12 protein-coding genes are annotated in these 11,738 nt (G+C 60.7%); 7 read left to right on the forward strand and 5 right to left on the reverse strand.

What is annotated here, in order from left to right:
• Positions 1-31: 31 nt before the first annotated feature.
• The gene (locus FHK92_RS08360; protein WP_181287638.1) at positions 32-838 is read right to left on the reverse strand and encodes an IclR family transcriptional regulator; all 807 of its coding nucleotides are present in this window, start codon (positions 836-838) and stop codon (positions 32-34) included.
• A 151-nt stretch (positions 839-989) separates the two neighbouring features.
• Between FHK92_RS08360 and hmgA the strand changes: the two genes are divergently transcribed.
• From hmgA to maiA, 3 genes are read left to right on the forward strand one after another with little or no spacing between them, the layout of a single operon-like run.
• The gene (hmgA, locus tag FHK92_RS08365) at positions 990-2,294 is read left to right on the forward strand and encodes a homogentisate 1,2-dioxygenase (protein ID WP_181287639.1); all 1,305 of its coding nucleotides are present in this window, start codon (positions 990-992) and stop codon (positions 2,292-2,294) included.
• 3 nt (positions 2,295-2,297) lie between these two features.
• Positions 2,298-3,602 (forward strand): fumarylacetoacetase, encoded by a 1,305-nt coding sequence (fahA, locus tag FHK92_RS08370; RefSeq protein ID WP_181287640.1) that lies wholly within the window; start codon positions 2,298-2,300, stop codon positions 3,600-3,602.
• A gap of 9 nt (positions 3,603-3,611) precedes the next feature.
• A complete protein-coding gene (maiA, locus tag FHK92_RS08375; protein ID WP_181287641.1) occupies positions 3,612-4,250 on the forward strand; it encodes a maleylacetoacetate isomerase in 639 nt (212 codons plus the stop codon).
• Positions 4,251-4,385: 135 nt separating this feature from the next.
• Here the strand turns inward: maiA and FHK92_RS08380 are convergent, their stop codons facing one another.
• Complete coding sequence (locus tag FHK92_RS08380; RefSeq protein WP_181287642.1) at positions 4,386-5,189, reverse strand: SirB1 family protein; 804 nt, start codon at positions 5,187-5,189, stop codon at positions 4,386-4,388.
• Between the two features lie 185 nt (positions 5,190-5,374).
• Between FHK92_RS08380 and FHK92_RS08385 the strand changes: the two genes are divergently transcribed.
• Complete coding sequence (locus FHK92_RS08385; protein ID WP_030139906.1) at positions 5,375-6,394, forward strand: Glu/Leu/Phe/Val dehydrogenase family protein; 1,020 nt, start codon at positions 5,375-5,377, stop codon at positions 6,392-6,394.
• 15 nt (positions 6,395-6,409) lie between these two features.
• Here FHK92_RS08385 and FHK92_RS08390 read toward each other — a convergent pair whose 3' ends face one another.
• Positions 6,410-7,615, reverse strand: coding sequence for a benzoate/H(+) symporter BenE family transporter (locus FHK92_RS08390; RefSeq protein WP_181287643.1), 1,206 nt, complete (start codon positions 7,613-7,615; stop codon positions 6,410-6,412).
• 320 nt (positions 7,616-7,935) lie between these two features.
• Here FHK92_RS08390 and FHK92_RS08395 point away from each other — a divergent pair, with 320 nt between their 5' ends.
• On the forward strand, positions 7,936-9,327 hold the full coding sequence (locus FHK92_RS08395) for an aminotransferase-like domain-containing protein (RefSeq protein WP_181287644.1): 1,392 nt from the start codon (positions 7,936-7,938) through the stop codon (positions 9,325-9,327).
• A 68-nt stretch (positions 9,328-9,395) separates the two neighbouring features.
• Here FHK92_RS08395 and FHK92_RS08400 read toward each other — a convergent pair whose 3' ends face one another.
• Complete coding sequence (locus FHK92_RS08400; protein WP_003205410.1) at positions 9,396-9,656, reverse strand: YebG family protein; 261 nt, start codon at positions 9,654-9,656, stop codon at positions 9,396-9,398.
• 287 nt (positions 9,657-9,943) lie between these two features.
• On the opposite strand from FHK92_RS08400, the gene FHK92_RS08405 reads away from it, so the two are divergent.
• A complete protein-coding gene (locus tag FHK92_RS08405; RefSeq protein WP_181287645.1) occupies positions 9,944-10,444 on the forward strand; it encodes a phosphate-starvation-inducible protein PsiE in 501 nt (166 codons plus the stop codon).
• Here FHK92_RS08405 and FHK92_RS08410 read toward each other — a convergent pair.
• Positions 10,441-10,758 carry a DUF3509 domain-containing protein gene (locus FHK92_RS08410; protein WP_181287646.1) on the reverse strand — a complete coding sequence of 106 codons (318 nt, stop codon included), beginning with the start codon at positions 10,756-10,758 and terminating at the stop codon, positions 10,441-10,443. The two genes, FHK92_RS08405 and FHK92_RS08410, sit on opposite strands and share 4 nt — an antisense overlap.
• Before the next feature lie 520 nt (positions 10,759-11,278).
• On the opposite strand from FHK92_RS08410, the gene FHK92_RS08415 reads away from it, so the two are divergent.
• Complete coding sequence (locus FHK92_RS08415; RefSeq protein WP_181287647.1) at positions 11,279-11,689, forward strand: HPF/RaiA family ribosome-associated protein; 411 nt, start codon at positions 11,279-11,281, stop codon at positions 11,687-11,689.
• Positions 11,690-11,738: the final 49 nt, after the last annotated feature.

The raw sequence follows: 11,738 nt of genomic DNA on the forward strand, positions 1-11,738 counted from the left end.
CGCCTGCCTCGATAACTTGCTGATCGAGATCTTACCGGGCTGCGTGATCTGACCCCGGGCTGGCCTCATAACCCATCCGCCAGCTCACGGCCCGGGTCGCCGCCAACAAGCGTTGCGCTGCCGGGCCGTTCTCATCGGCATGAAACAACGACGTCGGGCCGACAATGGTCATGACCGCCGTCACTTGGCCCATGGCGTTGAAAACCGGCGCGGACAAGGCATCTACGCCGGGCATCAACAAACCGTGGACATGATGCAGGCCGCGTTGGCGGATGTGTTCGCACAGCGACGCGTAGGCCCGGTCGTCCGCCAGCGCATGGCCACGGGTGGCGCGGATTTCCTCGTCGCGCAATTCGACGGTTTCGCGCGCCGGCAGGTAGGCGCTGAAAACCAGGCCAGTGGATGAGCTGAGCAATGGCAAGACCGAGCCCAGTTGCGTCACCACGGTGACGGCCCGTACGGCCGGCTCGATCCGCACCACGGTCGCGCCGTGGTTCCCCCACACCGCCAGGAAACAGGTTTCGTTCAAATCGTCGCGCAACTCGGCCAAGGGCAGGGCGGCCACTTGCAGCACATCCATGCCATTCAAGGCCGCCAGCCCCACGCGCAAGGCCTCGCGCCCCAGGCCGTAGTGATTGGTGGCGGTGTTCTGTTCGGCGAATCCGCTGGCGATCAACGCCTGTAGATAGCGATGAACCTTGCTGGCCGGCATCTGCACGTGTTCGGCCAGGCGCGACAATGATGTGGAGGGGGACAGTTCGGCCAGCGCCTTGAGGATGTCGGTGCCGACCTCGGCCGAGCGGACTTTCTGTTTACCGTTGCTGGGCAGGTTTTCCATGGAAGTGCGGGTCCGGAGGGCGAATGGGCGTCTTTATAGCTTGACGGTCGTCGTCGAGCAAATTACGTTATGCGTAATTGGATTACGATAAAAATAACCCGGTGCGCCTCGAACACTGCACGATGTAACAGGCCGCATCTCAGGAGGCTCCATGAACCTCGATTCCACGGCGTCGGATCTGGCTTATCTGTCTGGCTTCGGTAATGAGTTTTCCAGCGAAGCGCTGCCTGGCGCCCTGCCGGTTGGCCAGAACTCTCCGCAGAAAGCACCGTACGGTCTGTATGCCGAACTGTTTTCAGGCACCGCTTTCACCATGGCCCGCAGCGAAGCGCGGCGAACCTGGATGTACCGCATCCGGCCCTCGGCCAATCATCCGGCCTTTGTGAGGCTTGATCGTCAATTGGCGGGTGGTCCACTGGGCGAGGTCACGCCTAATCGCCTGCGCTGGAACCCGCTGGAGATCCCTGCACAGCCGACCGATTTCATCGACGGGCTGGTGCGCATGGCAGCCAACGCCGGTTCGGACAAACCGACCGGCATCAGCATCTTTCACTATCGCGCGAACTGCTCCATGGAGCGGGTGTTCTTCAATGCCGATGGCGAATGGCTGATCGTGCCGCAACTCGGGCGTTTGCGGATCGTCACTGAATTGGGTGTGCTGGAGCTGGCGCCACTGGAAATTGCCGTGCTGCCGCGAGGGCTGAAGTGGCGCGTCGAGCTCCTCGACCCGCAGGCCCGCGGCTACATCGCCGAGAACCATGGCGCGCCATTGAGATTGCCGGACCTGGGGCCTATCGGTAGCAATGGCCTGGCCAATCCGCGGGATTTCCTGACGCCCGTCGCCCATTACGAAAACCTCGCACAACCGACCACGCTGGTGCAGAAATTCCTGGGTGAGTTGTGGGCTTGCGAGCTGGATCACTCACCCTTCGACGTGGTGGCCTGGCACGGCAATAACGTGCCGTACAAATATGACCTGCGTCGATTCAACACGATCGGCACGGTCAGCTTCGACCATCCGGATCCGTCGATCTTCACCGTGCTGACTTCCCCCACCAGCGTCCACGGCCTGGCAAACCTTGATTTCGTGATCTTCCCGCCGCGCTGGATGGTGGCGGAAAACACCTTCCGTCCGCCCTGGTTCCACCGCAACCTGATGAACGAATACATGGGCCTGATCCAGGGCGCCTACGACGCCAAGGCCGAAGGTTTCCTGCCCGCAGGCGCGTCGTTGCACAGCTGCATGAGTGCCCATGGCCCCGACGGCGAGACTTGCACCAAGGCCATCAATGCCGAACTCAAGCCGGCGAAAATCGATAACACCATGGCGTTCATGTTCGAGACCAGCCAAGTGCTGCGCCCGAGCCGTTTCGCCCTGGATTGCCCTCAATTGCAAACGGACTACGATGCCTGCTGGGCCTCGTTGCCAGTCACGTTCGACCCGACCCGGAGATAATCCATGAATCACGTTTCCCCCATCCGCAGTTGGGTCGCCTCCGCCAACGGTCATGCCGACTTCCCGCTGCAGAACCTGCCGCTGGGCATTTTCAGCATCGCTGGCGGCGCCCCGCGGAGCGGCGTTGCCATTGGCGAGCGGATTTTCGATCTGCAGGCAGCGTTGCAGGCAGGCTTGTTCGAAGGCGCGGCGGGCGACGCTGTCGCGGCCATGGAAGGTGGTCAACTGAACGCTTTCTTCGACTTGGGCCGCACCGCCCGGGTCGCCTTGCGTGAACGTCTCCTCGAGCTGCTGCGCGAGGACAGTCCGCTGCGGGACAAGATCGAAGCCCAGGGTGACAGCCTGTTGCCCCGCGCGGCGGACTGCCAGATGCATTTGCCCGCGAAAATCAATGACTACACCGATTTCTACGTCGGCATCGAGCACGCGCAAAATGTCGGCAAGCTGTTCCGGCCTGACAATCCGCTGCTGCCCAACTACAAATACGTGCCCATCGGCTACCACGGTCGCGCCTCGACGGTCCGCCCGTCCGGCACCGATGTGCGGCGCCCGAAGGGGCAGACCTTGCCGGCTGGCCAGACCGAGCCGACATTCGGCCCCTGTGCGCGGTTGGACTATGAACTGGAGTTGGGCATCTGGATTGGCCAAGGCAACGCCTTGGGCGAGCCTATCGCCATTGGTGACGCTGCCGAGCACATTGCCGGTTTCTGTCTGCTCAACGATTGGTCGGCGCGAGATATCCAGGCCTGGGAATACCAGCCGCTGGGGCCTTTCCTGTCGAAAAGCTTCCTGACCAGCGTCTCGCCCTGGGTGGTAACTGCTGAAGCCCTGGAACCGTTCCGTCGTCCGCAACCGGCGCGTCCCGAGGGCGATCCGCAGCCGCTGCCGTACCTGCTGGACAAGCGTGACCAGGCCGGCGGTGCATTCGACATCGAACTGGAAGTCCTGCTGCTGACCGAAACCATGCGCGAACAGAACTTGTCGGCCCATCGGTTGACCCTCAGCAACACCCGCTACATGTACTGGACCGTGGCGCAGATGGTGGCGCACCACAGCGTCAACGGCTGCCAGTTGCAGGCAGGTGACCTGTTTGGCTCGGGTACGTTGTCGGGACCGGAAAACGGCCAATTCGGCAGCCTGCTGGAAATCACCGAGGGCGGCAAAAAGCCGATCGAACTGGCGTCCGGCGAAGTTCGCAAATTCCTTGAGGACGGCGATGAAATCATCCTGCGCGCGCGTTGCAGTCGTGAAGGCATGACATCCATCGGCTTCGGCGAATGTCGCGGCAAGATCCTGCCGGCACGGTGAGGGCGGGGCATGGAACTTTATACTTATTACCGGTCCACTTCGTCGTATCGGGTGCGTATTGCCCTGGCGCTCAAGGGCCTGGATTACCAGGCCCTGCCGATCAACCTGATCGCCCCGCCGGGGGGCGAGCATCGCCAGCCGGCGTACATGTCGATCAATCCGCAGGGGCGGGTGCCGGCTCTGCGGACTGATGAGGGGGCGTTGCTGGTGCAATCGCCGGCCATCATTGAATACTTGGAAGAACGTTATCCACAGGTGCCGCTGCTCAGCAACGACCTTGCCATTCGCGCCCACGAACGGGGTGTCGCGGCGCTGATTGGCTGCGATATTCATCCCCTGCACAACGTCAGCGTGCTCAACAAGCTGCGCAAGTGGGGACACGACGAAGCGCAGGTGGCGGAGTGGATCGCGGATTGGATCAGCCAGGGGCTGACGGCGGTGGAGCAATTGATTGGCGATGACGGCTATTGCTTCGGCGCGCTGCCAGGCATGGCGGACGTGTACCTGATCCCACAGCTGTACGCCGCCGAGCGGTTCAATGTCTCGTTGCAACCCTATCCGCGAATCCGGCGGGTTGCGGCGTTGGCGGCCAAGCATGAAGCCTTTCAGCGGGCGCATCCGGCGAATCAGCCAGATACCCCTGTTTGATATTGATGTTGGTTGGCCTGGCGTCTTCGCGAGCAGGCTCGCTCCCACACGGGGTGAGTGGGATTCCTGTGGGAGCGAGCCTGCTCGCGAAGGCGATTCAACCATCACCCTATGTTTGCTAGCCCTGCACCCCGCTCAATGCACAATCGAATTGGGCGGCAGATGTCCTAGCCGCTCGGTCAGGCGCAGCCGCTGGATCGGATCCTCACTGAGCATCAGCGCGTGCTCCAGATCGAAGCGTTCGGCGTTGGGGCAGTCGAGGCGCTGGTAAAGGCTGGCGCGCGCCAGGTAGTCGGCGGCGTTGGCATTGCCCATTTCGAGCACTCGTTCGGCATCGATCAGCGCAGCGATGTAGTCATCGTTCGCCAGGTGCAATTGCCGCAGGTTGCGCGACAACCGTTGCAGCATCTGCATCGGCTCAGCATTGAGCATATGTTCAGCCTTGAGCGGCATGTTCGCGCCGTACTGACGCTGCAGCAATTCCCGGCAATCATTGGGGTACAGCCGTCGGCCGCCGCACGGGTCGAGCAGATGGTCGGCACCGGGGACGCGTAGCAGGAAATGGCCGGGGAAATTGACACCGGCCATTGGGATCTCCAGGCCGCGGGCCAATTCCAGGGCGATCAGGCCGAGGGCCAGGGGCTGACCCCGTTTGTGCGCCAGGACTTTGTCCAGCAAGGCTGCGCGAGGGCGTAGCGGGGTGGAATCATCCTGGGCGAAACCCAGGTCATTGAGGCGTCGAAGCAAGGGCTGGCCCAATTCACTGACCGGCAACATGGGCAGGCCATGGCTGACTAGCCGTTGCAAATCCTTGAAGTCCTTCAGCAACGTCGGTACGTCCAGCTCGCGGTCATGTTCAGCGGCAATCCATAGCGCTGCTTCGAACAGCGCCGGTGGAGAGCGGTGCAGGCAATCAAAAAAGGCTTGGCGCGGCGTCATCACAATCTCCGGGCTATGCCTCGTTTTAGCTCTGCCATGGGTTTTCGTCCAGTCTCACAAATACGCGGTAACAGGTTATGCCGAAATAACAGGCAACGACTCGTGCTTATTCCGGCGAACTCCAGCAATTTTCGAGCGCACGCCTATACTGGCGAAACAGACAAAAGTGATTCGGGAGCCTGTCAATGTTCGCTCTCATGCAAAGCTCCCGCCTTGAATCGCTGCACTTAAGCGTAGACCCGGTGACCGGGTTGAAGGCGGTGATTGCCATTCATTGCAGCCGTCCGGGGCCTGCCCTGGGAGGGTGTCGTTATCTTTCCTACCCCGACGACGAAAGTGCCGTGGCCGATGCCGTGCGCCTGGCCCAGGGCATGAGCTATAAAGCTGCCCTGGCCGGTTTGCCCGTGGGCGGGGGAGTGGCGGTCATCATGCGTCCGGCGCATGTCGAAAGCCGGGCTGCGCTATTCGAAGCCTTTGGTCGTTGCATCGAGCAATTGGACGGTCGCTACATTACTGCTATCGACAGCGGGACGTCAGTGGCGGACATGGACTGCATCGCCCAGCAGACCCGTCATGTCACCAGCACCACCGCCTCGGGAGACCCGGCGCCGCATGCGGCGATGGGCGTCTTCGCCGGTATTCGCGCCACGGCGATGGCCCGTCTGGGCAGCGATAACCTGGAGAGCCTGCGCGTCGCGATACAGGGCCTGGGCAACGTCGGTTATGCCCTGGCCGAACAACTTCACGCGGCGGGCGCGGAACTGCTGGTCAGCGACATCGACCCCGGCAAGGTCCAGTTGGCCATGGAGCAATTGGGCGCCCACCCCATCGCCAACGACGCATTGCTCAGCACGCCGTGTGACATCCTGGCACCTTGCGGCCTCGGCGGCGTGCTCAACAGCCACAGCGTGGCGCAACTGCGCTGCTCGGCGGTCGCCGGCTCGGCCCATAACCAACTGAGCAACTTGCAGGTGGCTGATCAGTTGGAGAGACGGGGCATCCTCTATGCGCCCGACTACGTGATCAACTCCGGCGGCTTGATCTATGTCGCCCTGAAACATCGCGGCGAAGAGTTGCCGACCATCACCGCGCACTTGTCGAAGATTGGCGCCCGGCTCACGGAAGTCTTCGCCCACGCCCAAGCGGAAAAACGCTCGCCGGCACGGGTGGCCGATGAGTTGGCGGAGCGTTTGTTGTACCGATGACGTCATCGCGGACCGTCATGGTCGGCTGCCATCGGCCAGTACGGCGGCCCGGCGTTCCCGGGTGTAGTTCAATGCGAAATGCGCCACGAGACCAAAGATCAGCCCCCAGAATGCGGCGGCCAAACCAAGGAAGCTCATGCCCGAGGCTGTCACCAGGAAGGTGATCAGCGCGGCTTCCCGTTGTTTCTCGTCGGCCATCGCGCCGGTCAGCCCGGCGCTGATCGCGCCGAACAAGGCCAGGCCGGCGAGGGATGCGATCAGTTCTTTCGGCAGCGCGGAGAACACCGAGGCCAAGGTCGCGCCGAAGATGCCCATCAGAATGTAGAAAACCCCGCAGGCAATCCCGGCGATGTAGCGTTTGTCGCGGTCTTCATGGGCTTCGCGGCCGGTGCAGATCGCTGCTGTGATTGCGGCCAGGTTCAGGCCATGGGAGCCGAACGGAGCCATCAGGATCGAGCCGATGGCGGTGAACGAAATGATCGAGCGAGCCTGTGTGTCATAGCCGGCAGTGCGCAGCACGGCCATGCCCGGTACGTATTGGCCGGTCAAGGTGACCAGCGCCAGCGGCAGGCCAATATTGATGATCGCGTGCCAGCTCCATTGCGGGGCGATGAAGACCGGATGGGCCACCGCAACGTTGATCGAGCCGCTGTTGAGTTCGCCGAACGAAGCCGCCACCGCACAGCCAATGATCAGCACCGACAGGATCGCGTAGCGTGGCGAGAAGCGTTTGAAGGCCAGGTAGGCCGCGATCATCGCCAGCACCAACACCGGTTGCAGTTCGATGGACGTGAACAGCCCGGCGCCGAAGCGGAACAGGATGCCGGCGAGCATGGCGGCGGCAATGGCCTTGGGCAGGCGGCTCATCAGTTTGTCGAACGCGCCAGACAGGCCGACCACGGCGATGATCACTGAAGCCACGATGTAGGCGCCGATGGCCTGGGGCAGGGTAACGGTGGGCAGCATCGACACCAGCAAGGCCGCCCCCGGCGTCGACCAGGCCGTGATCACTGGAACCCGCAGGCGCCAGCTCAAGAACAGCCCTGTCACCCCGCTGCCAATGGAAATGGCGCAGATCCATGACGACACCACATCGTTGGGCAGCTGTGCTTCCTTGGCGGCCTGGAACACGATGATCAGTGGGCCGGCGTAGGAAATGATCACGGCGATAAAGCCTGCGATGATCGCGGAGAGGGATAGATCCTTTCTGATTGTGTCCATGAGGTCTCGGCTTGGCGCGCAGGGCGCCCGAATGTTGGCGGATTGGAGGGAACAGATTGAGTCGATTTTCGTGAGTGTATTTGAATAAATTGAATCGATTCAATAGGCGTGATGATCGATCATTGAAATATTTCCATGGATGGGGTTTTAGGGCTTAATTCGCCGTCGCAGCAGACGATCGATCATCAGGACTTGGCGTATTGGCAAAACGGTAAATAGATTCAATCGAATCAATTTGCGTTGCTCCGCGGAATGAGCCGTATTGGGCCTTGTGATATGCTCCGGCCCTTGATCATTTCTACGATGGGCATTCGTCATTCATGTGGGTTCCCCAGCTAAGCGACACCAGCCAGCCGATGTACCTGTCGATCGCCGATGCACTGGCGCGCGATATCGACAGTGGAGTGTTGAATGAAGGTGATCGGCTGCCGACGCTGCGGGAGCTGGCCAGCGCGTTGGATGTCACGCCGGGCACCATTAGCAGGGCGTACAGCGAAGCCCATCGGCGTCATTTGGTGCGCGGGGAAGTGGGACGCGGCACTTATGTGCTCAACCGCCAGCCACTTGAACTGGCGACGAACAACAACGCCGTGGCGCTCAACCTCGGCCAGCCTGAATTGCTTGATCTGTCGATCATCAAGCCCTACAGCGAGACGCTGGATTATTGGTTGCGGGGTGCGCTGGTGGGCATGGCCAGGAGCACCGATTTCGCTCGCGCCCTGGATTACGCCCCGGACGGTGGGCATCCGGCCCATCGTGAGGCCGGGGCGCAGTGGCTTCGCCATTCGTTGCCCGACGCCCAATGGCAACAGGTAGTCATCACGTCGGGTGCCCAGCATGGCTTGATGGTAGCGATGAGCGCCTTGACCCGTGCTGGCGACCTGGTGCTGTGCGAAGCGCTTTGCTATCCCGGCATCATCTCCCTTGCCCATGGCCTGGAGCGTCGCCTGCGCGGCGTGCCAATGGATGACGAAGGCATCATTCCCGAGGCGTTGCGCGAGCTGTGCCTGCGGGAAAAACCGGCCATGTTGATTTGCGTGGCGACGTGCCAGAACCCCACGGCGGCAATCATGTCGCAACAACGCCGGGCACAGATCGCGGCGCTGGCCGAAGAGTTCGACTTCATCATCCTGGACGATGATATCTACGGTTTTCTCGCGACCGATCCCTCGACCAAGCCGTTGGCCGCCTTTGCACCGGACCGTTCGGTGTACCTGACCAGCCTGTCCAAGTCGGTCATGCCGGCGCTTCGCATCGGTTATCTCCATAGCCCGCCGAAACTGCTGTCGCGCTTGACCTCGATGGTGCGCAGTAGCGTCTGGATGCCCTCGCCGTTGACCGCACAGTTGGCCAGCAACGTGATCACCGAGGGCCTGGACAAGAAACTGGTTCGCATCCAACGCAACGAAGCGGCTGCGCGGCAAGCGATTGCCCAGGAAATCTTCGCCAGGTTCGAGCTCAAGGCCCAGCCTTACTCGTATCACGTCTGGTTGACGCTTCCCGAGCCATGGACCAGCGACGAATTCACCATGCTCGCCCGGGCCAACGGCGTGTTGGTGCTCAGCGGCAGCCAGTTCCAGGCTGAGCGTTCAGAGACAACAACCCGGTGCGTGCGCCTGGTGCTGATGTCTCCCACCAGCCAGGACGAGTTGCGTTTCGCCCTGACCAAATTGGCGAGCCTGATCGATTCGGACCCGCGTCGTTTCTATTGATAAAAAAGATCGCAGCCTTCGGCAGCTCCTACGCGGTGTAGGCGCTGCCGAAGGCTGCGATCTTTTGATCATTCGTCTGACGGGTTGAGCAATTCGGACAAGGCGTCCGGCTGGCTCTTGAATGCCTTGGCGAACACATCGCGATTCTTCGCCATGTAGATCCCGGCTTCTTCCACCTGTTGCTCGCTCAGCGATGGGACGGCTTTTTGCAACACCTCGGCCAGCAATTCGGCGAGCTCCAGCATTTTGTCATGACGGTCAGCTTCGGCTTTATCCATGAACAAGCGCTCCAGATCTCGGCTGCTGCGGTATACCACTTCGACGGCCATTCACCACCTCACATGCCTTCACATTGGTTATCGTGCGACTACTGTATTTATATACAGGCGAAAGAATAAGCGAATCTCGACGCCTTGGGTAGTGGCTTTTTAATGTAGCGGCTTTTTAATGTAGACCGGTTGAGTGGGTGTTGCGCGTACAAGCATGTTCGTGGCCAACGTGTCGAATACCAGCCAGTCGCCATCTCACCTCGGTTGCTGGCCTTTTTTCTGCATGCAGAACAACCGTCACGTCCAACCCGCATCATCCGGTCGAGTCGACCTAAGGAAATTACATCGTGAAAATCAACTGGGCCGAGAGCCTCCGCCAGAACGTGCATCAACTGGCCGAATCGCTGGGCAACCTGTTCGTCGAGACTTTCCACTACCTGGCGCTGTTCGCCATTGGTGCGGTGACCGCATGGGCTGCGGTGATGGAATTCCTGCAGATGATCGAAACGGGACACATCAAGATCGATGACATCCTGTTGCTGTTCATCTACCTCGAATTGGGTGCGATGGTCGGGATCTATTTCAAGACCAACCACATGCCTGTTCGTTTTTTGATCTACGTGGCGATCACGGCGCTGACGCGGCTGCTGATTTCCAACGTCTCGCACCACAGCCCGCCTGATCTGGGAATCATTTACCTGTGCGCCGGCATCCTGCTATTGGCGTTCGCGATCCTGGTGGTGCGCTACGCCTCGTCGCAGTTCCCTTCGGTGAAGATCGAACATCCGCACCGCAAGATCGGTGCGGGTTCCAGTGAACATTCCGAAGTGGAAAAGGGTGAAATCTAGAGGCCGGCCGCAGAAGGCGCCGGGCCTTGGGCTTGGGGTGGCGGCACCTTGATGTTGTCGCCGCCGGTCATGGCTTCGAGGATGGCCACGGCGCTGTGGCCCTGTTCGATGGCAATCCCGAACTGGATGCTTTGCACCAAGCGTCTCAGCCGTTCCGGATCGTTGCGTTGCTGGGCGCTGATCATGCGCTTGGCGACGATGCGCCCAGCCTTGGACAGGGTCAGCATGATGCTTCCGTCCAGGCCCTGGATGCTCAGGTTGATTTGATACTGCGGCGCGAAGGCGTCCGTAATGATCTGAAAAGGGTTGTCCATGATGCGTCACCGCCTGATTGAACGTGCAGTTGTTGACCGGCCATGATCGGGATTAGTTCGCAACACCGGACCACCGGCCATTCCATGATCGTGTCCATCCAAAGGTTGCGGAGGGCGTCAGCCTCCGGGAATCGCCGTCTCGCCGCGTTCGGTAGCTTCTGCAGGCTCCTGTAGAGGAGTTAGCAAGGGCCATGCCGGAAAAACTGTCGGACAATGATCACGGCGCCTTACGCGCTGGTGCTCTGGGATGAGGCTCTAGGTGTAGCCCGTTTCGGGGCAGGAATCGCTGGATGTCCTTTGGCGGTGCAGGTCGGAAAGGACGTTTCGAGGGGAGAGGTGAGGCGAAGCAACTCCCGACATTAACAGCGCTTTTGCCCGTTGTCCGGCTTTATTTGCAAATCAATATTTATCTTTTTCCAGGGCTTGAATTGTTCTTCCGCCAGCCCGACTCTGTACTCAAGGGGCCGTTGCGCTAACGTCGATTGGCCCCTGGCGAGCTAGCCGAAATAAGGGATGAACTATGCAAATCCAAGTCAATAGCGATAACCATATTCAAAGCAGCATCCGACTGGAGGAGTGGGTACGTACTACCATTGAAAGCACGCTCGAACGTTACGAAGAAGACCTGACACGGGTCGAGGTCCATTTGGGGGATGAGAACGGCGACAAGCCCGGTCCCCATGACTTGCGTTGCCAGCTCGAAGCCCGGCCAAAAGGCCATCAGCCAATTTCGGTGACGCACAAGGCTGAGTCGCTGGAACTCGCCATCGAAGGCGCAGCCACCAAGCTGGAACACAAGCTGGAGCATCTGTTTGGCAAACTGCGCGGCAAGCGCGCCGCCACCAACGGTCCGACCGAGTCGATTGCCCTGGCCGATGCGATGCTGGAAGAAGAATTCCTGGAGAACGAACGGGCCGCCCTCAATGGTTGATTGCCCCGTCTATTAACGTCTGAACTGAAAACGGGCCTGCAATCGCAGG

This window comes from Pseudomonas brassicacearum subsp. neoaurantiaca (genome assembly GCF_013608025.1).
In the GTDB taxonomy this organism is placed as follows: Bacteria; Pseudomonadota; Gammaproteobacteria; order Pseudomonadales; family Pseudomonadaceae; genus Aquipseudomonas.

Excerpts from the sequence above, each read along its gene's own strand:
- FHK92_RS08360 (WP_181287638.1), bottom strand. The coding sequence starts at position 838 with ATGGAAAACCTGCCCAGCAACGGTAAACAGAAAGTCCGCTCGGCCGAG.
- hmgA (WP_181287639.1), top strand. The coding sequence starts at position 990 with ATGAACCTCGATTCCACGGCGTCGGATCTGGCTTATCTGTCTGGCTTC.
- fahA (WP_181287640.1), top strand. The coding sequence starts at position 2,298 with ATGAATCACGTTTCCCCCATCCGCAGTTGGGTCGCCTCCGCCAACGGT.
- maiA (WP_181287641.1), top strand. The coding sequence starts at position 3,612 with ATGGAACTTTATACTTATTACCGGTCCACTTCGTCGTATCGGGTGCGT.
- FHK92_RS08380 (WP_181287642.1), bottom strand. The coding sequence starts at position 5,189 with ATGACGCCGCGCCAAGCCTTTTTTGATTGCCTGCACCGCTCTCCACCG.
- FHK92_RS08385 (WP_030139906.1), top strand. The coding sequence starts at position 5,375 with ATGTTCGCTCTCATGCAAAGCTCCCGCCTTGAATCGCTGCACTTAAGC.
- FHK92_RS08390 (WP_181287643.1), bottom strand. The coding sequence starts at position 7,615 with ATGGACACAATCAGAAAGGATCTATCCCTCTCCGCGATCATCGCAGGC.
- FHK92_RS08395 (WP_181287644.1), top strand. The coding sequence starts at position 7,936 with ATGTGGGTTCCCCAGCTAAGCGACACCAGCCAGCCGATGTACCTGTCG.
- FHK92_RS08400 (WP_003205410.1), bottom strand. The coding sequence starts at position 9,656 with ATGGCCGTCGAAGTGGTATACCGCAGCAGCCGAGATCTGGAGCGCTTG.
- FHK92_RS08410 (WP_181287646.1), bottom strand. The coding sequence starts at position 10,758 with ATGGACAACCCTTTTCAGATCATTACGGACGCCTTCGCGCCGCAGTAT.
- FHK92_RS08415 (WP_181287647.1), top strand. The coding sequence starts at position 11,279 with ATGCAAATCCAAGTCAATAGCGATAACCATATTCAAAGCAGCATCCGA.